Origin of the sequence: Streptomyces sp. NPDC008139, assembly GCF_042957025.1 — a bacterium.
GTDB lineage: Bacteria > Actinomycetota > Actinomycetes > Streptomycetales > Streptomycetaceae > Actinacidiphila.
Window position 1 is genome coordinate 99,458 of the sequence record NZ_JBIBHM010000014.1, and the last position, 22,475, is coordinate 121,932.

The following is a 22,475-nucleotide window of genomic DNA, read 5'->3' on the forward strand; positions in this document are numbered from 1 at the left end:
TACGAGTCGCCACGCGCACTGTATGCGCCACGGTCCGACGCTATCAATGGGGCGTCGGACGGCCAGCGGGGAAAGGCCGGATGCGGCAACCAGCGGTGCCGGGTGTGCTGGGCTTGCTGAGCGGGCCGGGCGGGCCGGGCGTCAGTCCTTGGCACGGGCGGGCAGGCGCCAGCCGGGGCGTACGTAGTGGCAGGTGTAGCCGTCGGGGTAGCGCTCCAGGTAGTCCTGGTGCTCGGGCTCGGCCTCCCAGAAGGTACCGGCGGGCGAGACCTCGGTGACGACCTTGCCGGGCCACAGGCCGGAGGCGTCGACGTCGGCGATCGTGTCCTCGGCGACGCGCTTTTGCTCGTCGTCCTCGTAGAAGATGGCCGACCGGTAGCTGAGGCCCATGTCGTTGCCCTGGCGGTTCTTCGTGCTCGGGTCGTGGATCTGGAAGAAGAACTCCAGCAGCGCCCGGTAGTCGGTCCGCTCCGGGTCGTAGGTGATCTCGATCGACTCGGCGTGGGTGCCGTGGTTGCGGTACGTGGGATTCGGCACGTCGCCGCCCGCGTATCCGACCCGTGTGTCCGTCACGCCGGGCAGGCGTCGGATCAGGTCCTGCATGCCCCAGAAGCATCCGCCGGCGAGGACGGCCTTCTGTGTCTGAGCGGTCATCTCAGTCCTCCTCGTGTTCCATGGCGGTAACACACGGCGGACGCCCCGTGTTCCGGGGCGTCCGCGGCGGTCTCTGCGGTGCTTCGGGCACCCACCGGAAGCGTACTGGCCGTGGGCGGCCGGTGGGCCCCGCCGGGGTGACGCGGCTGCGTTCCGCGGGGTCGTACGGGACGGGGCGCGGTCGTACCGGCTCGCGCGGGTCTCAGGCGGTGAGCCCGGCCTCCGACAGCAGATAGGCGGTCATCGGCTCGTACGCCTGCGGGTCCACCACGTGGTCGTCGAGCGGGACGGTCACCGCGATGGTGCCCTCCGCCTCGCCGAGGAAGAGCGCCGGATCGTTGCAATCGGCGAAGGCGACGGTCCTGATCCCGCGCTGCCCCGCGCGGCCCGCCCAGCCGTGGTCGGCCACCACCAGGTCGGGCAGCGGCTCGCCCGCGGCGGTCAGCGCGTCGAGAATGGCCGACATCGGCTGCGGCGCGTGGGTGTGCCACAGGGTGGCGCCGTCCTCCAGTACGGCGACGCTGCCGAACTGACGGACGTCGCCGTAGGAGTCGTCGTCGCCCTCGGTGGTGGACAGGCCCTTGGGAATGGCGACGACGGTGGCGCCGGCCGCGCGCAGCGCCCGCGCGATGGCCTGGTGCACATCGAGCAGCCCGCCCGGGTGCCCGGTGGCGACCAGCACCCGCCACCGCTGCCGGGCCGCCTCCCGCAGGACGGCCGCCATCCGGTCGAGTCCTTCCACGGTGAGCCGCGCGTCGATGGTGTCCTGACCCTGGAGGTGTCCGGGGTCGGCCACCACGCCGACGCGCTCGGCCATCACGGCCAGCACCGTCTCCTCGGTCCACCGCTCCCCCAGCTCCAGCCCCAGCCAGAAGCGCCGGTTTCCCTTCACCAGCTCCCTGTAGTGCCGCAGATTCCCCTGCCGCGGGGTGGCGACGTCCCCGGCGATGCGGGTCCGTCGCAGATGGTCGATCAGCTCGTCACGCGAAAAACGTATATCCACCGAATCCATGCCCCCATTCTCCGTGTCCCCCGCCGTCCGCCGACGGCGGGGGTGGGACTGACCTGCGGATTCCCCCGCCGCCGCCCGCCTCGCGCCCCGGCGTCAGGGGCGGGTGAGGGTGGTGGGGGCGGTGTAGGACTCGGCGCGCAGGGCGGGCCGGGAGGAGGGGAGGGCGGCGGCGGGGAAGGTCAGGGTGAGGGTGCGGGACTCGCCGGGCAGCAGCCAGAGGTAGTTGTCGCTGTAGAGGGTGGGCAGGACGCGCTCGCCGGTGTGGTCGTCGAGGAGCGACAGCCGGACCATGGCGGCGACGGCGGAGCCGCGGTTGCGGACGGTGGCGGTGAGGCCGCGGCGGGCGCCGGAGTGGGTGAGACGGCCGAGGTCGGTGGACAGGCGGGTCTGCTTGGCCTTGTTCAGGGCCCGCATGTCCTTGGTGTCGCGGTAGCGCCAGTAGGTGTTCTCGGACAGCACGCGGCCGAGCGGGTCCTCCAGGCGGAGCCGGAGCAGGTGGAAGGACGGCAGGGTGTCCATCCGGTCGGCGGTGAAGGCGGTGACCGACGACGACGGCGCGATGTTCACCAACTTACGCTGTTCCGGGACGAGTCGGCGGCCGTCGAGGTCGTAGTAGTTGGCCGTCACCCGGGCGCCGGTGACCGCGTGCGGGGTGTGGTTGACGGCGATGACCTGCCACTTGTCGGGGTCGGCCTGGACGTGCAGCGCCTCGCACGCCTTGCGGGCCCCGTAATAGGTGCCGTTGACGTCGAAATCGTAGTCGTAGGTCTGCCACACCGTGCTGTGCCACGCCGGGTGGGACATCCACAGCATCAGGCCGCTGGCGTCCTTCCACAGGTTGGCGTTCCACGCCTCGAACATGGCGCGGGTGTTCTCGTAGTTGACGAACTGCGCCTTGCGCGCGAAGTCGTCGAGGCCGGTGGCGGTGTCGAGGCGGGCCTCGATGGCGGCCTGGTAGTTCTGCGGCGCCTGATTCCCGCGTGTGCTCCAGTCGTGGTAGTACCAGGCCGCGCCGACCGGCCACTCCGGCTCGTCGCCGACGAGATTGCGCATGCTGGCGGCCGTGGACACCACCGGCATGCCGATCTCGGTGTGGAAGCCGAAGCTGCCGCTGCCGTACGTGGACGGCGCGTAGTAACGGGCGGGCTCCACCCATCCGTAGGGGCCGCCGCCGGTGATGATGCCGCCCGCGGAGTTGTTCTGGTACATCACGCCGGGCGCCTCGGAGGTGACGGCGTCGCGCATGCCGGTGTCGATCGCGGCGGGCGGATTGCCCTCGTTGGCCCCGCACCACACGACGACGCTCGGGTGGACGCGGTAGCGCCGTACGGTGTCGCGCGCCAGGTCGTTGTACGCCTGGTGGTCCGGCGGGTCCATGCCCCACGCGTTGGGGAAGTCGTTCCACACCAGCAGGCCGTGCTCGTCGCAACTGGCGAAGAACTCCTCGCGATTGCTGCTGGCCACCCAGTTGCGGATCATCGTGAAGTTCATGTCGCGGTGCATCCGCACGGCCGCGTCCATCCGCGAGGCGGGCATCCGGCGCAGCAGTTCGTCCCAGCCCCAGTTGCCGCCGCGGCAGAAGACCCGGACGCCGTTGACGCTGATCTTCAGCGGTTCGGGCGTGTTGTCGACGGACTTCACGTCCGTCCAGGTCTTCGCGTCGGCGGACACCTGGATCGTGTACGTCTTCGGGTAGGCCGCTTCCCACACGATGACGACGCGGTCGAAGCTCTGGGCCGAGCCGAGGTCGACCTGGATCCACTGGTTGTCCCGGTACTCCGACGACCAGCGGGAGTTGGGGTCGCCGTCGGTGGCGTGGGACGCCGGGTTGCCGGAGTCCTCGGAGGAGGCGCTCGCGGTCTTGTGGAGCGCGAGGTCGGTGCCGGGCCTGGCGCTGTCGACCACGGAGAGCGTCCACAGCGAGTTGCCCCAACTGGTCGCGCGGGCACCGCCGTTGATCCGTACGTAGCGGGCGGTCACCGCGCTGAAGTCCTCGGTCTGGAGGCTGGCGTCGCCGCCGTTGAAGGGCAGCGGGACCGCGGAGTTGTCGACGGACTTCGCGTCGGTCCAGGCCGAGCCGTCCGCCGAGACCTGGACGACGTACGTGCGCGCGTACGCCTGTTCCCACGTCAGGTCGACGCGGTCGAAGGCGACTTGGGCGCCGAGGTCGACCTGGACCCACTGGTCGTCCTCGAAGGACGAGGACCAGCGGGTGCCCTGGTCGCCGTCGGTGACATTGCCCGGCTGGTGGTCGTCCTCGTCGACCGACGAGGCGGTGGCCGTCTTGCGCAGCGCGAGGTCGGTGCCGGGCGCGGCGCTGTTGACCACCGACAGGCTCCACAGCGACGAGCCCCAGGCGGTGGCGCGGGTCAGGCAGTGCACCCGTATGTACCGCGCGGTCCGCGCCCCGAGGTCGACGGACTGCGTGTACGCGTCGCCGCTGGCGGTGAAGGGCAGCGGCACGGCGAATTCGTAGCCGAACTGCCGGATGCCGAATCGGGTGGTGCGCCGGTCGCTGGTGCGGCCGTCGACGGTCGCGGTCAGCGTCAGGTCGTGCAGGGCGGCCTCGCCGTAGCCGTTGGGCCACCACAGCTTGGGGTTGCGCAGCCGCAGCTTGCCGTACACGGACGGGGTGAAGGTGACGTCCTTGCCGCCGCCCGCGGGCACGGTGACCGTCTGGGTCACCTTGACGTCGTCGAAGGCGGCGGTGACGGTGACGCGCCGCTCGGTGGTGTCGGCGTTGCGCACGGGGACGACGATCGTCACCTCCGCGCTGCGGGTGTCGGGCAGATCCGGCAGGACGGTGTCGACGCGGGGGTCGCCGATGACGGCGTGGCCGGTGGAGCGCAGCCGTACGTGGTTCCAGATCCCGGAGACGCGGTCGCGTACGGCGGGCATCCAGTCCCAGCCCGAAGAGGCCAGGTAGGTGGGCGAGTTGCGGTTCATCATGGTGGCGCCCGCGTCCACGAAGGCCAGTCCGGCCGCCCCCTTGTCGCCGGGGCTGCCGGGGAACGGCATCGGGGTGATCTTCACGGCGAGGGCCTGTTCGCCGCGGGCGGTGAGCAGCGCCGTCACGTCGTGGGCGGAGCGGGCGAAGGGGTAGGTCAGGCCGCCGACCCGCTTGCCGTTCAGCCAGATGTCCGCGGTGTGGTTGACGCCGTCGAACTCCAGCCAGATGTGGCGGCCCGAGCCGGTCGTCAGGTTACGGGGCAGCTCGAAGCCGCGCCGGTACCACCACGAGTGGCGGGACAGCGCCTCGGGGATGTGCAGGTTGTTCAGGCCGGCCACCGGGTCGGGCAGATGGCCCTGTTCGACCAGTGAGGCCAGGACGGTGCCGGGCACGGTCGCGGGCAGCCAGCGGCTGGTGTCCACCGACGGGCGGGACAGCTCGGCGCCCTCGCCGCCCGCCCAGTCGTCCATGGTCAGCGTCCAGCCGGACTCCAGCGGCACGGTGCCGTCTGCGGCGGTCTTCAGCGCGGGGGCCTGGTGGTGATGGGTGCCCCAGTCGGTCCAGCCGGTGGCGGCGGGACGGTGGGCGCGCGAAGTGCCGTACACCGCGAAGCCGTTGAGGCCCAGCGGGTTGGCGTTGGAGCGCTTGCGCACGGTCAGCCGCACCCAGCGCGCGGTGACCTTGCGGTCCAGCGCGATGTCCACAACGCCGCCGGTGCCCGAGGTGGTCCGGTACACGGTGGTCCAGGCGTGCTGGTCACGCGAGGTCTCGATGACGAAGTCCACCGCGCAGCTCGACAGGATCTCCTGCCCTGTGGTGCTGTCGCGCGGATTGCCGCTGTCGGAGGGAGTGAAGACCGGGTCGTTGACCGTGGCCTCGAAGGTCAGCTTCACGGAGTCGACCTCGCAGTCCGCCTGGAGGTCGACACAGATCCACTGCGGGTCGCCCGCCGCCGCCCGCCAGCCGGTGCCGCGTACGCCGACGGTGCCGATCCCGTCGACCGCGAATTCGCCGGGCGTGGGCGCGTAGTCCGTGGACGACACGGTGATCGGACGGTAGGCGGCGAGTTCGGCCCGCGCGGCGGCGGTCCCCGACGGCGCCGCGGGCCCGGCGGCGGGGGCCGGGGTGAAAGCGGAGGCAGCCGTGGGAAAGGCGGTGCCCAGGCCGAAGCCCGCCAGGAGGGTGGAGCCGGTGGCGACGATCCTTCGCCGGGAAAGGTGCGGCTGATCCGACATGTCCAAAAGTCCAATCCCACGTGAGCCGACGGAACGATCGGCCCGGCTCTCAACTCAGATGACAACGTTGCCATAGGCTGTAATCCCTACCGGCTTCTGTCAAGACCTGCCGCGATGTCCGGATCTCCGACACGGGTGGAAAGGGGGGTGAGCGGAGAGCGAGGGACCGCTGTCGAGCGATGTCGACACGCGACGTGAGCTGACCTTTCCGCCACCGGAGGGGCGGCGCCGCACGTGCGTACCGGCCGCCCGCGAACGGCACGCCTTCGTGCGGATTCGCGGGAGCCGCCGCCCTCCCCCGCGCACGGCCCGGGCGGGCGGCGCCGCCCGGTCGTCCGGCGGGCGGCATATCCGGCCTACGGGTCGAAACGGCTCCGGGGTACGGGCGGCGCGGGGACGGAGCCAGAGGGTCCGGCGGATCAGCTCGTGATCGGCGCCGTCCGGATCATCGTCCAGGAGACCGGCGGAAGCTCGGCGGACAGACCGTTGGCGTCCACGAAGTGCCGGGTGCTGGAGCGCGGCTCGACGCGGCCGGGTGCCGTCTTGGAATTCGTGGCGAGCAGGTCCTGGCCGCCGAGGACGACGTGCTCGACCACGTCGTGCTCGGCGCCGACCATCCGCAGCCGCAAGGTGGCCGCCTGGGTGTCGTCCCGGTTGACGGCGAAGATCGTCGTCTCGCCGGTCTCGGGGTCGCGGGTGGCGGTGACGTCGACGGCGGCGACGTCGCCGAGCGTCGTGGAGTGCAGTACGGGTGAGTCCGGCTCGACGCGCAGGACCTCGCCGCGGGCGTGCCGGGCGGTGAGGGCGAAGGGGTAGAAGATGGTCTGCCGCCAGGCCCCGGTGTCGGGTTCGGTGCGGATGGGCGCGATGACGTTGACGAGCTGCGCGAGGCAGGCGATGGTCACCCGGTCGCTGTGCCGGAGCAGGCTCATCAGGAGGTTGCCGAGGACGACGGCGTCCTCGACGGTGTACTCGTCCTCGATCAGCCGGGGCGCCTGGGCCCATTCGAGGTTGTCCTGGCCCTCGAACCGGCTCTCGTACCAGAGATTCCACTCGTCGAAGGAGAGCTGGAGCTTGCGGCGGGAGCGCTTCTTGGCGGCGATGTGGTCGCAGGTGGCGACGACTCCCTCGATGAAGGTGTCCATGACCTGCGCGGAGGCGAGGAAGCCCACGCGGTCGTCGCCGTGCTGCTCGAAGTACGCGTGCAGTGAGATGTAGTCGACCACGTCGTACGCCTCGTCCAGGACGTCGGCCTCCCAGGAGCCGAAGGTCGGCATCCGTTCGTTGGAGCTGCCGCAGGCGACGAGTTCGACGGACGGGTCGATCCGGCGCATGGCCTTCCCGGTCTCGGCGGCCAGACGGCCGTACTCGGTGCCGGTCTTCTGGCCGACCTGCCAGGGTCCGTCCATCTCGTTGCCCAGGCACCAGGTCTTGATGCGGTGCGGTTCGCGGACGCCGTGGGCGATGCGCAGGTCGGAGTAGCGGGTGCCGCCGGGGAAGTTGGCGTATTCGAGCAGATTGCAGGCGTCCTCGACGCCGCGGGTGCCGAGGTTGACGGCCATGATCGGTTCGATGTCGGTCTGTCTGGCCCAGGCCATGAACTCGTTGAGCCCAAAGGTGTTGGGTTCGAGCGAGCGCCAGGCCAGGTCGAGGGCGACCTGGCGCTCGTCGCGGGGGCCGACGCCGTCCTCCCAGCGGTAGCCGGACACGAAGTTGCCGCCGGGGTAGCGGACGGCGCTCACGCCGAGTTCACGGGTGAGCTTGATGACGTCGAGCCGCAGGCCGTCCACGTCCGACTCGGGGTGGCCTGGTTCGTATATGCCTCCGTAGACGCAGCGGCCCATGTGTTCGACGAACGAGCCGAACAGGCGCGGCGGAACCGGGGCGATGACAAAGGCGGGGTCGATGGTCGCGGTGCAGGTGAGCACTCCGGTCTCCGGTTTCTCTGTGATGTCTCAGCGAAATGGGCACGGCGGAAAAGGGCAGGCGGAAGGAGCGGTACGGCGCGGGGGGGGGGACGGCGGGGGATGACGGGGCGACAGCGGGGCGCGGAAAGGCGGCGGGAAATGGGCCGGGCGGCGCTATTTGATTCCCGTGGTCGCGACGCCCTGCACGAAGAAGCGCTGGAGGACGAGGAAGGCGATGGCCAAGGGGCTCAGGGAGATCGCGGCGCCCGCCATGAGCGCGGCGTGATCCACACCCGACTGACTGGAGAACAGCGTCAGAGCCGCGGGCAGCGTCTGCATGTCCACGTTGTTCGTCACGACCAGCGGCCACAGGAAGTCGTTCCACAGCGCGGCGAACTGGATGATGAACAGCGAGGCGAGGGCCGGTTTGGCGTTGGGCAGGATGATCCGCCAGTAGACCGTGAAGTCGTTGGCCCCGTCGATCCTGGCCGCGTCGTCCAGTTCGCGCGGCAACTGCATGAAGAACTGGCGGAGCAGGAAGATGCCCAGCGCGCTGGTCGCGCGGGGAATGATCAGGCCCTGGTACGAATTGAGCCAGCCGAGGTGGAACAGGGTCAGGAAGACCGGCACGAGGGTGACCTGGAAAGGCACCATCAGCGTGGCCAGGATCAGCAGGAACACCACGTTCCTGCCCCGGAAGCGCAGCCTGGCCAGCGCGAACGCGGTCATCGAGTCGAACAGCAGCAGGAGCACGGTCGTGCCGCCCGCGAAGACGAACGTGTTGAGCACGAGCTTGCCGAACGGGAGTTGGCCGAGCACCGCGCGGACGCCGTGCAGGGTCCAGTCCCGCGGGATCAGCCGGGCGGGGTCGGCGTACAGGTCGGCGTTGGTCCGGAAGGCGACGCCGAGCATCCAGACGAACGGGATGATCATCGCGACCGCGCCGACGGTGACGGCCGCCCAGGACAGGACCGTGCCGCACCTGGCGCCGTACCGGACGGCGACCTTGGCCGCGGGCCACAGGCGTACCGGCCCGGTCGGCCGGGGGCCGTTCCCGTACGGGCTCGCGCCGCCCTTGGCGGGGCGCGGCCGGAGTGTGTCAGTCGGCATCGCGGAACCTCGACAGACGCAGTTGGAGTGCGGAGATCGCCAGGATGATCACGAAGAGAACCCAGGCGACGGCGCTGGCGTAGCCCATCTGGAATTCCACGAAACCCTTCTGGTACAGGTACATCACGACGGATTCCGTGTGGAAGATCGGCCCGCCGCTGGTCATGGAATAGACCAGGTCGAACAGTTGCAGCCCGGTGACCGTGGCGATCAGCGTGGTGAACAGCAGTGCCGGACGCAGCGCGGGCAGGGTCACATGGCGGAATCTCTGCCACGCGCCCGCGCCGTCGAGCGCCGCCGCCTCGTACAGGTCGGGCGGGATCTGCTGCATACCGGCGAGCAGCACGATCATGGTGAATCCGACGTTCTTCCAGATGCCCACGACAATGACGGTGGGCAGCGCCAGCGAGGTGGATTGGAGCCATTCGGGAGGCGTGACGCCGATTCCGGAGAGCCAGGCGTCGACCAGGCCGACCTGCGGGTCGAGCAGGAATTTCCAGACGATGCCGCTCACCACGAGCGAGGCGATGAAAGGGAAGAAGTACGCGGTGCGCAGCAGCGCCGCATACCAGGTCGTCCTGCGCAGCCGGGAGGCGATGGCCAGGGCGATCAGCACTTGTCCGACGGAGACGGCGGCGGTGTAGATCACCGTGACGCGCAGCGCGTTCCAGAACCGCGAATCGTGGTAGAGCGCCGTGTAGTTGTCGAGACCCACGAACTTGTGGTGGGCCTCGCCGACGGTCCAGTCGTGCAGGCTCATCCAGCCGGACTGGACGATCGGCTCCGCGATGAACACGCCGATCAGCAGGACGCTCGGCAGGATGAACAGATAGGCGCTGTTGATACGGGGCCTGCGCCGCCGTACGGGTGCGGGCTTCCCGGCGGAGGAGAAGGGTGTGCTCGACATGAGGGCTACTTCTTGCAGCCGGTGAGCGAATTGATCGCCTTGGCGGCCGAGTCGGCGGCGGACTGGACGTCGGCGCCGCGTTCGATCTTCTGGATGAGCGGGACGTAGACGTCGCTGTCGATACGGGTCGAGTTCGGCTGTCCCGCGAGGTAGAGCTTGGCGTGCGGCAGCGCGGCGGCGAACTGCGCGACGGTGGGATCGCCGTTGACGGCGCCGCCGAGGTCGGTGCGGGCGGGCGGGAATCCGGAGACCTTGGAGAACTGCGTCTGGGCGGTCTTGCCGGTGTACCAGGCGAGGAATTCCTTGGCCTCGGCCTGGTGCTTGGAGGTGCGGGCGATCATCAGCGGGACCGTCGAGGCCAGTGTCACCGGGCCCGCGGAGCCGACCGGGACCTGGGCGATGCCGAGGTCGACGCCCGCGGACGTGAAGCCCGCGGCGGCCCACGGGCCGTTGATCTCCATCGCGGCCTTCTTGGCGGAGAACAGCGTGTCGGCGTCCGCGCCCGCCTGGCCGACCGGGCTGATGTGGTCCTGGCTGACCAGGCGGCTCCAGCGGGTCAGCGCCTGGACGCTGGCGGGGCTGTTGACGACGGCGCAGTTGTCGGGGCCGACGATGTCGCCGCCGCTCATCCACTGGAGGATCGGCCACATCTGGATCGTGTTGTTGTCGGCGAGCGAGAGGCCGTACTGGCTGGGCTTGCCGCCCGATCCCTTGGTGAGCTTCTTGGCGTCGGCGATGAACTCGTCCTCGGTGGCGGGCGGCCGGCTGATGCCCGCGGCGGCGAACATCGCCTTGTTGTAATAGAGCACGAGCGTGGCCATGTTGGCGGGTACCGCGTAGAGCTTGCCGTCGACGGTGAAGGCGGACTTCACGGCGGCGGGGAAGGCGGCGGAGTCGATCTGGCCGGTGCCGGCGCCGACCGCGGGGTCGAGCGGCAGCACCGAGTTGGTCTTGATGTAGGTGAAGATCGCGCCCGGGTCGGAGCTGGGGGTCGCCAGGTCGGGGCCCTGGCCGGTGGCCCAGGAGGCGGGCAGTTTCTGGCCGATGGTGGCCCAGGGTTCGGCCGTCATCGTGACCTGGATCTTGGGGTGGCCGGCGTTGAACTCCTTGATCAGCGCCTGGTACGAGGGGGCGTCGGGGCCGGTGAAGCCGGTGAGCATGGTCAGCTTGACCACGCCGCCGGACGTACCGCCGCCCGCGCCGTTGTCGCCGCAGCCGGCGAGGAGGAGTGAGACCGTGGTGGCGGCGGCGAGTGCCGCGGCCGTTCTCCCGAATCTGACGTACATACCGATCGTTCCATTCCGTTCGGTGCCCCGTCGCTGCGGGGTCGGAGGGTCGATGTGGCTGTCTCCTTCTGCGCACCGCCCGTCCGGGGGCGCGCACCGCCCGTCTCCGGGCGTCAATCACCCGTCCGCGGGCGTGCGTCAGCCGCGTGCGGGTGTGAACCACCCGTCACCGGGCGCGTACCGCCGGTACTGGGCGTGAACCGCCCGTCCGGGCGGGGGTGTGGGGTACGGCGTTGGCCTTCGGCCGTCGCCGGTGGGCTGGGCGGGGCGGGGCGGTCGCTCAGCCGGGGTGGCTTCCGCAGGACTCCCGGATCACGAGGTCGAACGGCAGCACGGTGTGGACCGGGTCGGGTGCGGTCCCGTCCACCAGGTCGAAGAGGATGGCCGCGGCCTTCTGTCCGAGCGATTCGGCGGGTACGTGGACGGTGGTGATCCCCGGCGTGGTGAGCCGGGAGACGCCGAAGTCGTCGTATCCGGCGAGCGCGATGTCCTCCGGTATGCGCAGGCCGCGGGAGCGGATCTCCAGCATCGCGCCGTAGGCCATCTCGTCGTTGGCGGCGAAGATCGCCTGGACGTCGGACATGCTGTCCAGCACCTGCCGTGCGGCGAGCCGGCCGGACTCCTCGCTGAAGTCGCCGACGGCCAGGGTGTGGGTGCAGGGCCGTCCCGAATCGGCCAGCGCGGTGCGGAAGCCCTCGTAACGGTCCACCGCGGTCTGGTGGTTGAGCGGTCCGCTGATGTGGGCGATACGGGTCAGCCCGTGGTCCTCCACCAGGTGGCGGGTGATGGCCGCGGCGCCCGCGATCTCGTCCACCCCGACGCTCACCGCGTGCGGCAGGTGGACGAACCGCCCGATGAGGACCACCGGCAGCGCGGAGTCCACCATGCGGTTGACGTTGGGGTCGCTGATCGAGGCCGAGGCGACGATCGCCCCTGACGCGGCCTGCGAGCGCAGCACCCGCTCGTAGGCCGCGACGCCGTGGGTCTCGTCGGGGTTGGTCGACACCATGAGCGCGGCGTCGCGGGTGTTGGCCTCCGCGGTCACCCCCACCAGCAGGTGCATGAAGTAGGGGTGGCCGAAGACGTGCTGGCCGGTGTTGGGCACGACGACCGCGATGGAGGTCGAACGGCCCGCCCGCAGTGCCCGCCCCGCCGAGTTCGGGACGTAGCCGAGCTTGGCCGACGCGGCCCGTACCGCCTCCTTGGTCGTCTCGCTGATCCGCGGATGGTTCGACAGCGCCATGGAGGCGGCGCTCTGCGAGATCCCGACCGCCGTCGCGACGTCCTTGAGCGTGACGGTGGCGCGCTTGTCCGCCGACGCCATATGGCACCCCTCTCAGCAAGAAGCCACCGCCTGAAGCAGGCAACCACCGTCGGGAAGATACCGGCCGAATGTGGTGCGCCAAGGGTTGCTCTAACGATTCAGCGCCTCGGACGCTAGGTGACGCCGAACCGCTCGTCAAGCCTTCGGGACAAGATTGTCCGGGCGTATGACCGCAGGGTCAGAGAGTTGACGGGCACTACGGGACGCCTCTAGCTTCGAAGTCGCTGAATCGTATGAGCAGTTCGCATCTCTCACCGTGTTCCGTGCCATCCCCCCACGGAGAAAGGTCGACGATGACCGCTTCGACGACGACCGTTCGCGACCACCCACCATCCGCACGCCACCTGTTGAGACGCTTACGCGGCGTCCTGCTCGCCCTGGGCGCGACCTTGACCCTGACCCTCGGCCTGCTGGTCGGCGTCACCGGTCCCGCGCACGCCGCCGCGAACCAGCCGTGCGACATCTACGGCAACGCGGGCACCCCCTGCGTGGGCGCCTTCAGTACGGTCAGGGCGCTGTACGGCTCGTACAACGGCGGCCTCTACCAGGTCACCCGCGTGCGGGACAATGCCGCCCTCGACATCGGGCCGACCGAGACCGGCGGCTACGCGAACGCCGGTGCGCAGAACTCCTTCTGCAACGGCGCGGTGTGCGTCATCACCAAGATCTACGACCAGTCGCCGCGCCACAACGATCTGACCGTCGAGGGTTCGGGCACCGCCGGGGCCGCCGATGTCGGCGCCCTGGCGAACGCGCTGCACGTCACGGTGGCGGGGCACTCCGTCTACGGCGTCTATGTGCCGCCGGGCGTCGGGTACCGCCATGCCGTCGGTTCGGGTGTCGCGGTCAACGGGCAGGCGGAGGGGATGTACATGGTGACCAGCGGTACCCATGTCAACCGCGACTGCTGTTTCGACTTCGGCAATGTCGAGGCGATCCCGAACGACACGGGCGCCGGTCACATGGACGCGCTCAACATGTCGTTGGCCCGCGCGTGCAGCCCCTGTTCCGGCGACGGGCCCTGGGTGCAGGCCGACCTGGAGAACGGCATCTTCCAGGCGGACACCAACGCCCACAGCGTCAACGGCGGCAATTCGAGCCCCTTCGTCACGGCCGTGCTGAAGAACAACGGCCAGACGTCCTTCGCTCTGAAGGGCGGGAATTCGCAGTCCGGCGGGCTCACGACCTGGTGGAACGGCGCGCTGCCACCGGGCTACGCGCCGATGCGGCAGGAGGGCTCCATCGTGCTCGGCACCGGCGGCGACAACAGCAACCGCGCGGTGGGGTCGTTCTTCGAGGGCGTCATGACCTCCGGCTATCCCACCGACGCGGCGGACAACGCGGTACAGGCGAACGTCGTGGCGGCCGGCTACGTGGGCGACACGGCCGGGGTCGCTCCGGCGACGGTCGCCGCGCCCGGCGGGAAGTGCGTGGACGTGACCGGTGACGACGTCGCGAGCAAGGGCGCCGCCGTCCAGCTCTGGGACTGCCAGAGCGGCGCCGCCGATCAGCACTGGGTGCACGAGCCCGACAGTTCGCTGCGGACGCTGGGCCGCTGCATGGACATCAACGGCAACGGCACCGCGAACAACACGCAGGTCGAACTCTGGGACTGCAACGGGGTCGGCGGGCAGAAGTGGGTGCAGCGGGCCGACGGCTCGCTGTTCAACCCGCAGTCCGGCCGCTGCCTGGACGCCACCGACGGTGCGACCGCCAACGGCACCCGCCTCCAGATCCACGACTGCAACGGCACGGCCGCGCAGGTCTTCACCGTCAACGGCGGATCGATGATCGCCGGGCCCGGCGCGAAGTGCCTGGACATCACGGGCGACGACATCGGCGGCAATCTGTCCGCGGCGCAGTTGTGGGACTGCCAGTCCTACGCCCGCGACCAGCACTGGGTGCACACGTCCACGAACCGGCTCACCACGCTCGGCCGCTGCCTCGACATCGCGGGCAACGCCACCGCGCAGGACTCGTTGGTGGAGCTGTACGACTGCGACACCGCGGTGGGCGGCCAGGTGTGGGTCCAGCGGTCCGACGGATCGCTGCTCAATCCGCAGTCCGGGCGCTGCCTGGACTCCCCGGACGGCGCCACGGCCAACGGCACCCGCCTGCGGATCCACGACTGCAACGGCACGGCCGCCCAGAAGTTCGCCCTGAACTGACCGCGGCGCCGCCGAGGCCCGGTGGCGCGGGAGCGCGAGCCCCGTACCACCGGGCCCTCGGCGCCAAGGCTCACGCGCGACGGATTCAGGCCGCCCGGCGGCTGCCGGTCCTGCCGCCCGACGTCGCGACCGTGACGCCGAGCGGCCGGGCCAGGCCCGCCACGCCCTCGTCCAGCCGCTGGAGGTGGCGCAGCACGCGGAAGGTGACGGAGCCCGAGCGCGGTACGGCGGAGCCGGAGCCCTCCAGCATGGAGGCGATGCTGGGCTCGGTCCGGATCGCGCCCTCCGCCGTCCCGCCCGTGACCGTCGTACCGTCCTTGGCCCTGCCCTTCCCGCCCTTGTCGTCCTTGATCTCCTCCACATGGGCGATGAGCACGTCGAGGTTGTGCTCCAGACGTACGCCGACGGCCGTCAGCCGGGGATCGGCGGCGATGCTCCTGCTGTACGGGACCAGTTCGGCGGTCGCCGCGAGCGAGCGCGCGTGGTAGGCGCAGGTCTCCAGCAGGGCGACCAGATAGCGGGCGGTGCGCCTGCGGCCCCGCAGCGGGGTGATCGGGTGGGTCAGCGGGTGCGTGGAGCGGCGCAGGTCGTCCAGCGCGGTGTCCAGTTCGCGGGCCATGTCCAGCAGGTCGACGGCGGGGCCGCCGCTGAGCTGGGCGACGGCGGCGGTGGCCACGTCGCGGAGCTTGGCCAGGACGGTGACCAGTTGCTCGTCGGTGCGCAGATCGGTGTGGACCGGGAAGATCAGCACGGCCGCGATGACCCCGCAGGCGGCGCCGAGCGCGGTCTCCTCGATGCGCAGTACGAGCACCGAGACGCTGTACGTGTGCAGCAGGCTGTAGAGCAGGCCGAGCATCGCGGTGACGAAGAACGACATCAGCGCGTACGACACCGGGGCGGTGAAGAACATCGCGAAGATCAGCACGAGGACGAGGGTGAACGCCGTCCAGGTGTGGTTGCCGACGGCCCCGGCGAGCAGCACACCGGCCACCACGCCGCACACCGTGCCGATCAGCCGCCGGTAGCCCTTGACCAGGATCTCGCCGGTCGAGGAGGTGTTGAGGAAGACCACCCAGCAGGTCAGGACCGCCCAGTACCAGCGCTGCGTGGACAGGAACTCGCCGCCGAGGATGGCCAGCGCGGACCCCGCGGAGACCTGGACTGCGGCGCGGGTCGTGCGGCGCCCCAGGCCGGTACGGTCCTGCTCGCTCTCGCCCTCCCCCGCCAGCGCCAGGTCCTCGGCCTCGAACTCCTCGCGGGAGCGGATCGTCTCGGGTGTGTCGTCGGACTCGTCGCCCGGCCCGTCGAGCGCCAGCCGCAGGCCGAGGACGGCGCGCGCGGCCTCACCGATGCCGCGGAAGGCGTCCTGGACGGCGAGCGAGGCGCGCGGCAGATTCTCGTCGTCGCGGTAGGCCAGCAGGCGGTTGCGCACCTGGGTGACGGCGGTGCCGGGGTCGTCGGTGCCGAGCCGGGTCACCAGCAGGTGCAGCGCCCGCAGCTCGGCGCGCAGCTTGCGCAGCGCGTCGTCCTCGTCGTCGGTGCGGCGCGCGGGTGCGGGCAGCGGCGCGTTCGGCAGGTGGAGCGTCAGGGTGTCGGCGCGTTCGGCGCTGCGGGCGGTGAGCAGCAGCAGGCCGAGGCGTTCGACGGCGATCTCGGCGTCCGCGACCCGGCGTTGCAGCAGGGCGGCGGTGGCCTCGTCGTCGGTGCCCACCTCCAGTGCGCTCTGGATCATCAGGGCGGCCTCGTGCAGCCGGGCGACGTCCTTGCGCAGGTCGCCGATGACGCTCTCCAGCCGGTCGGAGTCGGCTTCGAGGAGGTCGATCTGGGTGGCGACGAGTTGGGCGGTTCTGGCCCGGAACGCCTGGCGCAGCCGCCCCAGGGTGCGTTCCGGGGTCTCGGGGACGAGCGCGAAGCGCATGACGGCGCTGCACGCGAAGGCGACGGCCAGCGAGAGGTAGAGCGACGGCAGGCCGGCGCCGGTGGCGTGGACGAACAAGGAGAGGAAGTAGATCTGGAAGCCGATCATGCCGAGCGCGGTGCCGCGTTCGCCGAAGCGGCGGGCGTAGGCGGCGCCGAAGATCAGCAGGATGAAGGCGAGGTCGCCGATGACGATGTGCGGGTTGAGCAGTGCGCCGAGCGACACCGAGGCGAACGCGGTGGGCAGCCCGAGGGCGAGGGTGACGGCCTGGTCGCGTACCCGCTTCTCGCGGATGGCGAAGGTGGAGACCATGGCGGCCATGGCGCCCGCGACCATATGGGTCACGGAGATGTGCAGCAGGGACAGGATCAGCAGGGCGAGACCGATCGAGCCGACCGTCCGCAGTCCCGCCATCAGCCGCAGCAGGCCGGGGTCGGAGGCCGAGTAGCGGTCCCAGACCCTGTGGCGGATCCTCCGTGCCGTTCTCATCGTGCCGCCGCGTTCCCTCGTCAAGGTCGGATCCCGCCCCAGCATCCCACGAGCGTGCCCGGCCGGTGCGACCGCCCACCCCCTGACGGGTCAGTGTTGCTCCGGATGACGGGTCGCTCAAGGGCCGGTTTCCGGCCGCGGCGCGGCGCATGTTCGCCCTCCGCGGTCATCCGCGCGATCGGCGTGCATGCGGCGCGCCGCGATGGGGTACGTACGGCTGCGGGTGCCCGTAGGCGGGCATCCACAGGCCGCGGATCCACCAGGTTCCGCGACCGGTGCAGACCACAGACGCAGAGGACTCACACGCATGGCCAACGGCACGGTGAAGTGGTTCAACTCCGAGAAGGGCTTCGGGTTCATCGCCCAGGAAGGCGGAGGCCCCGATGTCTTCGCCCATTACTCCAACATCCAGGGCAACGGATACCGGGAGCTGACCGAAGGCGAGCCCGTCACCTTCGACGTCACCCAGGGCCAGAAGGGTCCGCAGGCGGAGAACATCGTCCGCGCGGGCTGAGCCGTACACGGTCCTCCGGGTCCGGGTCCGCCGTCATGGCGGGCCCGGACCCGTCCGTTTGCGGGCGACCCCCTCGGTCCGACCGCCTCAGTCCTCCGGCAGGAAGAAGTCGTGGTCCGCGGCCAGTTCCTCCAGCGCGTCGAGGCGCTGCTGGGTCCGCTCGGGGTGGACGTCCGCGAGCAGTTCCAGCAGGGCGGCGGCCATCTGGACGGGGGCGATCTGGGAGTCGAAGACGAAGTGCGGATTGACCGGCGCGGGCAGCAGCACGTCGGCGTAGGAGGCCAGCGGGGTGAGGGTCGAGTCCGCGAGCAGGACCACCTTCAGGCCGGACCGCCGCGCCGCCTCCAGCGTGAGCAGCGCCTGCGTCGGGTAGCGCGGCATGACGATGGCGAACAGCGCGGACGCCCCGGCCAGCCGCGCCTGTGTGACCTTCTCCAGCATGTGACTGTCGCTCCCCCACAGCGCCATGACGTTGGGGTGGATCTTCGAGGCGAAGAACGAGAACCACGAGGCCATCGGCACCGAGCCGCGAAATCCGCAGACCGGCATCGGCGCGGAGTCCGCCAGCAGCCGGGCCGCCTCCTGGAGCGGCGCGAGGTCGGCGAGGTGATCGCGCAGGTAGCGCAGGCTGTCGATGCTGTGCTCGACGGCGAGCTGCATACGGTTCAGCGCGGGGTCGGCGCCGCCGACCGCGCGGGCGGGGCGGGGAGCGAGGACGATCTCGCGGATCGCCTCGATCATCGCGCCGTAGCCGGAGTACCCGACCGCCGTCGCGAAGCGGATGACCGAGGCCTGGCTGACCCCGGCCCGCGCGGCCAGCTCGCCGCTGGACAGGAAGGCGACCGAGGGCCCGTGGTCGCAGATGTAGCGGGCGATCCGCCGCTGCGCGGGCGTCAGCCGGCCGGACTGGAGCTGCGCCACGAACAGCGAGTCCAGTGCGGCCGGTATGGCCGCGCCGCCGCCCGAACCCGCGGGGTCGGTGCCGCCGGCGGGCTCGGAGTCCGTGCGGTCCGGTCCCGGCTCCGCCGTGTCCGTACGGCCGTCCGCGGGCCCGCTGACCGGCATCCGCCAACCCCTCTCCTGTGCGCCACGCGCGGTCGGGCGCCCTCCTGCCCGCGTCACGCGAGCGAGAGCTCCACCAGCGCGCCCTGGCGCAGCCACGTCTCCAGACCGACCAGGCGCATCTGGAGCGCCCCTTCGACGACCTCTCCGATGTAGGAGATCTTAAGCGGCTCGTCGGCGGTGTCGTCACCGTAGACGATGCAGAACTGCTGCCGCGGGCTGTAGAAGCAGACGGCGCCGGTGGCCTCGCCCTTCTCCTCGCGCCGCATCCGGCCGACCTGCTCGGTGCGGTACATGTTCTCCCAGGGCGCGACGATCGGCAGCGAGAAGAAGACCATGTCGCCTATCAGCTTGCCGTGCTGGAGCGTGCTCTTCATGGGCAGCTTCTCGCGCAGGACGGCGGCCAGACGCGGCACCTTGTCCTCCCAGACATCGATCAGGCAGACCTGTTCGCCGCCTACCGTGAACCGCAGTTGCATGATGACCTCTCCGAACTCTCTTCAGGGAATGTGACGTTGACTGCCGGTCGGGGCTCAGACCGCGGCGCGGTCCTTGCGCGGGAAGGCGTTGCCCAGCGCCCACGGGTAGACCGCGTCCACGCACATGTGCAGGCGGTTGGCGTACGAGATTGCCGCCGCCGTCAGCCGCCGCAGATCGGCCAGGGATTCGACCGCGCAGGCGCCCGCCACATAGCGGTGGATCAGCGCCGCGGCGTGCGGCAGCCCGACGAAGTCGAAGAAGTCCGCCTTGTAGCCGATGATCTCGGCGATGACCGCCTGGAGCGTGCCGAGGTCGGCGGTGTCGGACTCGGCGACCTGGAGCAGTCCCCAGAGCATCTCGTCGGCGAGCGTGCGGGCCTCGCCCTCGGCGAACATCAGGGTGCTCAGGTACTGCCCGCGCGCCCCGGTGCCACGCGGCACCTCGCCGCGGCCGAGCGCGGCGACCTCCTCCGGGACGGTGAACCAGATCGCCTCGCGTTCGGCGTCCAGTTCGTTGATGAGGGCGTCGATGTCGACGGTTGACATGGGGGTCCTTTCGTCCGGGGTGAGCGGGGTGGTCGGGAGGAGGCGGTCCTCGGGCGGGAGTTCAGAGCACGGCGTCGAGGAACTCACGGGTGCGGGCGTGCCGGGTGTGGTCCAACACCTCGGCGGGTGTGCCGTGTTCGACCACGACGCCCTGGTCGAGGAAGGTGACGAACGAGCCGATCTCGCGCGCGAAGGCGATCTCGTGGGTGACGACGATCATCGTCATGCCGGACTCGGCCAGGTCCCGCATGACCGCGAGCACCTCACCGACCAGTTCGGGGTCGAGCGCGCTGGTCGGCTCGTCGAAGAGCATCAGCTTGGGCCGCATGGCCAGGGCGCGGGCGATGGCGACGCGCTGCTGCTGCCCGCCGGACAACTGCGCCGGGTAGTGGTGCGCGCGGTCGGCCAGACCGACCCGCTCCAGCAGCTCCATCGCCTCGGCGCGGGCCCGGTCGCGGGACAGCCCGCGTACGGTGCGCGGCGCGGTGGTGACGTTGTCGAGCGCGGTCATGTGCGAGAAGAGGTTGAACCGCTGGAAGACCATGCCGATCTCGGTCCGGTTGCGGGTCACCTGCCGTTCGCGCAGCTCCACCAGGTGGTCACCGGCGACGTGGTGACCCATCAGCCGGCCGTCGACCACGATGGCGCCCGCGTCGATGGTCTCCAGCCGGTTGACGCACCGCAGGAACGTCGACTTGCCGGAGCCCGACGGGCCGATGAGACACGCCACCTCGCCCTTGGCGACGGTCAGGTCGACGCCTTGGAGCACCTCGACGTGTCCGAAGGACTTGCGTACGCCGCGGGCGTCGACCATCAGCCGCCGCCCGTCCTTGACTTCACCGCTCATCGGGCAGCTCCTCTGTCTCCTGCGCCTTCGTCGAAAGCGGCCTCGACCGCTGCCGCTTCGGCCACGGCGACCTCGGCCGCACCGACTGTGCGCGGTCGAAGCGGCGTTCCAGGAAGCTCTGCGCGACCGAGAGCACGCTCGTGAACAGCAGGTACCAGAGGCTGACCACGATCAGCAGCGGGATCGTCCGGAAGTTGTGCGCGTAGATCGACTGCGCCGAGTACAGAAGGTCGGACAGCGAGATCACGCTGACCAGCGAGGTCGTCTTCAGCATGCCGATGAACTCGTTGCCGGTCGGCGGGATGATCACCCGCATCGCCTGCGGCAGCAGGATCTTGCGGTGGGTCTGGGCCGCGCTCATGGCCAGTGCCCGGGCCGCCTCCAACTGCCCCTCGTCCACCGACCGCACACCGGCCCGGACGATCTCCGCCATGTACGCGGCCTCGTTGAGCCCGAGGCCGAGCAGCGCGGCGGAGTACGGGGTGATCAGCGCGGTCGAGGAGCCGGAGGCGAACACCGGCCCGCCGAACGGCACTCCGATCGACAGCTCGGGGAACAGCGCCGCCAGGTTGTACCAGAACACCAACTGCACCAGCACCGGTGTGCCGCGGAAGAACCAGATGTAGAGGTGGCTCACCCCGGAGGTGAAGGGGTTGGCCGACATCCGCATCAACGCCAGCACCGCGCCCAGCACGATCCCGATCACCATGGAGAGCGCGGTCAGCCACAGGGTGGTGACCAGGCCCCGCAGGATCGAGGAGTCGAACAGGTAGTGGCCGACCACCGACCAGGCGAAGTTGCCGTTCTCCACCAGGGTGTCCGCGGCCACCGCGAGCAGCAGCAGGACCACTGCGGCGGTCACCCATCGCAGCGGGCGGGCCGGGCGGCGTACCGGCAGTCCGGCCACTTCGTCCGCGCTCAGCACGGCGTTCTCGGCGGAGGCGACCCGCGCGGCGGCGGGGGCGGTCATGGCGTCGGGGTCGGAATCGGGTTGCTGGCCGCCAGGTTGACGCCCGGCTCCGTCAACTGAAGGTCGTCCAGGTCCCACTTCTTCATGATCGTGGCGTATTCACCGCTGGCGATCAGCGCCTTGAGGGCGCCGAGGAACGCCTGCTGCAACTGCGTGGCGTCCTTCTTGAAGATCATGCCGTTGTAGTACTTCTGGAGCAGCGGATTGGTGACCATGCGGATCGGCTTCGGCGCGGCCTTCTTGAGGGCGTCGGCCGCCGCGTAGTCGTTGAGGACGAAGTCCACGCGGCCCGAATAGAGCGCCAGCAGCGCCGCGTTGGCGGTCGGGAACTTGTGCACGGAGATGGCCGGCTTACCGGCCTTCGTACAGTGCGGGTTGAACGTGGTGTCGATCTGCTCGGCGAGGTCGAGGCCCTGCTGGGTTCCCGTGCTGAGACCGCACAGCGACAGCGGGTCGGCGGTGACCTTGGTGTTGGACTCCAGCGTGTAGACGGCGCCGGTCGCGTACGCGTTGTCGACGAAGGTGACCTGCTTCTCGCGCTCGGTGTTGTCCGATATGCACTCCATGGCCATGTCGTAACGGCCGCTCTGGACACCCGGTATGAGGCTGTCGAAGGTGATCGACGTGGCGTCCACCCGGATGCCGAGCTTGGCGGCCATGGCGTTCCACAGGTCGGGCTCGTACCCGACCATCGTCTTGCTGCCGCCCTCGACGCTCTCGCACGGCGGGTACTCGGCGTCGGTGGCCAGTTTGACGACGCCGGACTTCCTGATCGCCGCGGGCAGCAGCGCGTTGAGCGCGGGGTCACCGCTCGCGGACGCCGCCGCGGAGGCGCTGCCGCTCCCGGTCGGGCCGGCGTTCGCGGCCGGTCCACCGCCGTCGCCGCATGCCGCGACCGTCACCACCCCCAGCAGCGCGGCCGTGACGGACACGAGGACTCTCACCGAACGATCCATCTCTTCCTCCCACCTCGGGCTCCCGGATCACGGTCCCCTCACCCGCCACCCAGGCCCCTTTGCGCACGGTCGCGTCATTACGTGGCCGCCGTGAATCGACCTATGCAACGTAAGTTTGTGACGCATCCAATGCAATGCCTC

Annotated in this window: 17 protein-coding genes; 2 read left to right on the plus strand and 15 right to left on the minus strand. The window is 70.3% G+C overall.

The features are described from left to right. Nucleotides 1-141: 141 nt before the first annotated feature. The 8 genes from msrA to ACFZBB_RS27830 form a co-directional block, all read right to left on the minus strand. Entirely contained in the window at nucleotides 142-654 is a 513-nt protein-coding gene (gene msrA / locus ACFZBB_RS27795; protein ID WP_391127762.1) for a peptide-methionine (S)-S-oxide reductase MsrA, read from the minus strand. 202 nt (nucleotides 655-856) lie between these two features. Beyond that, nucleotides 857-1,666 (minus strand): phosphatase, encoded by an 810-nt coding sequence (locus tag ACFZBB_RS27800; RefSeq protein ID WP_391127765.1) that lies wholly within the window; start codon nucleotides 1,664-1,666, stop codon nucleotides 857-859. A gap of 93 nt (nucleotides 1,667-1,759) precedes the next feature. Then, on the minus strand, nucleotides 1,760-5,851 hold the full coding sequence (locus ACFZBB_RS27805) for a discoidin domain-containing protein (RefSeq protein ID WP_391127768.1): 4,092 nt from the start codon (nucleotides 5,849-5,851) through the stop codon (nucleotides 1,760-1,762). A gap of 419 nt (nucleotides 5,852-6,270) precedes the next feature. Beyond that, on the minus strand, nucleotides 6,271-7,779 hold the full coding sequence (locus ACFZBB_RS27810) for an alpha-L-arabinofuranosidase C-terminal domain-containing protein (protein WP_391127771.1): 1,509 nt from the start codon (nucleotides 7,777-7,779) through the stop codon (nucleotides 6,271-6,273). A 153-nt stretch (nucleotides 7,780-7,932) separates the two neighbouring features. After that, nucleotides 7,933-8,868, minus strand: coding sequence for an ABC transporter permease subunit (locus ACFZBB_RS27815; RefSeq protein WP_391127774.1), 936 nt, complete (start codon nucleotides 8,866-8,868; stop codon nucleotides 7,933-7,935). Then, a complete protein-coding gene (locus ACFZBB_RS27820) occupies nucleotides 8,858-9,775 on the minus strand; it encodes an ABC transporter permease subunit (protein ID WP_391127777.1) in 918 nt (305 codons plus the stop codon). Before ACFZBB_RS27820 ends, ACFZBB_RS27815 begins: the two co-directional genes overlap by 11 nt. A gap of 5 nt (nucleotides 9,776-9,780) precedes the next feature. After that, nucleotides 9,781-11,061: an extracellular solute-binding protein gene (locus tag ACFZBB_RS27825; protein ID WP_391127780.1), complete on the minus strand. Its 1,281-nt coding sequence runs from the start codon at nucleotides 11,059-11,061 to the stop codon at nucleotides 9,781-9,783. 280 nt (nucleotides 11,062-11,341) lie between these two features. Next, the gene (locus ACFZBB_RS27830) at nucleotides 11,342-12,385 is read right to left on the minus strand and encodes a substrate-binding domain-containing protein (protein ID WP_391127783.1); all 1,044 of its coding nucleotides are present in this window, start codon (nucleotides 12,383-12,385) and stop codon (nucleotides 11,342-11,344) included. Nucleotides 12,386-12,678: 293 nt separating this feature from the next. On the opposite strand from ACFZBB_RS27830, the gene ACFZBB_RS27835 reads away from it, so the two are divergent. Then, on the plus strand, nucleotides 12,679-14,553 hold the full coding sequence (locus ACFZBB_RS27835) for an arabinofuranosidase catalytic domain-containing protein (RefSeq protein ID WP_391127786.1): 1,875 nt from the start codon (nucleotides 12,679-12,681) through the stop codon (nucleotides 14,551-14,553). An 85-nt stretch (nucleotides 14,554-14,638) separates the two neighbouring features. Here the strand turns inward: ACFZBB_RS27835 and ACFZBB_RS27840 are convergent, their stop codons facing one another. Beyond that, nucleotides 14,639-16,960 (minus strand): FUSC family protein, encoded by a 2,322-nt coding sequence (locus tag ACFZBB_RS27840; protein WP_391127789.1) that lies wholly within the window; start codon nucleotides 16,958-16,960, stop codon nucleotides 14,639-14,641. Nucleotides 16,961-17,267: 307 nt separating this feature from the next. Between ACFZBB_RS27840 and ACFZBB_RS27845 the strand changes: the two genes are divergently transcribed. Then, on the plus strand, nucleotides 17,268-17,474 hold the full coding sequence (locus ACFZBB_RS27845) for a cold-shock protein (protein WP_188280047.1): 207 nt from the start codon (nucleotides 17,268-17,270) through the stop codon (nucleotides 17,472-17,474). 87 nt (nucleotides 17,475-17,561) lie between these two features. On the opposite strand, the gene ACFZBB_RS27850 is transcribed toward ACFZBB_RS27845, so the two are convergent. The 6 genes from ACFZBB_RS27850 to ACFZBB_RS27875 form a co-directional block, all read right to left on the minus strand. Next, nucleotides 17,562-18,539, minus strand: coding sequence for a MurR/RpiR family transcriptional regulator (locus ACFZBB_RS27850; protein ID WP_391127792.1), 978 nt, complete (start codon nucleotides 18,537-18,539; stop codon nucleotides 17,562-17,564). A gap of 53 nt (nucleotides 18,540-18,592) precedes the next feature. Further along, a complete protein-coding gene (locus ACFZBB_RS27855) occupies nucleotides 18,593-19,015 on the minus strand; it encodes a cyclophilin-like fold protein (RefSeq protein ID WP_188280045.1) in 423 nt (140 codons plus the stop codon). Nucleotides 19,016-19,069: 54 nt separating this feature from the next. Beyond that, nucleotides 19,070-19,561: a hypothetical protein gene (locus ACFZBB_RS27860; protein WP_391127795.1), complete on the minus strand. Its 492-nt coding sequence runs from the start codon at nucleotides 19,559-19,561 to the stop codon at nucleotides 19,070-19,072. Between the two features lie 61 nt (nucleotides 19,562-19,622). Further along, on the minus strand, nucleotides 19,623-20,375 hold the full coding sequence (locus tag ACFZBB_RS27865) for an ATP-binding cassette domain-containing protein (RefSeq protein ID WP_391128050.1): 753 nt from the start codon (nucleotides 20,373-20,375) through the stop codon (nucleotides 19,623-19,625). A gap of 22 nt (nucleotides 20,376-20,397) precedes the next feature. Beyond that, nucleotides 20,398-21,378, minus strand: a complete 981-nt coding sequence (locus ACFZBB_RS27870) for an ABC transporter permease subunit (RefSeq protein ID WP_391127798.1) — start codon at nucleotides 21,376-21,378, stop codon at nucleotides 20,398-20,400. Next, complete coding sequence (locus tag ACFZBB_RS27875; RefSeq protein ID WP_391127801.1) at nucleotides 21,375-22,322, minus strand: transporter substrate-binding domain-containing protein; 948 nt, start codon at nucleotides 22,320-22,322, stop codon at nucleotides 21,375-21,377. Before ACFZBB_RS27875 ends, ACFZBB_RS27870 begins: the two co-directional genes overlap by 4 nt. Between the last annotated feature and the right edge of the window lie 153 nt (nucleotides 22,323-22,475).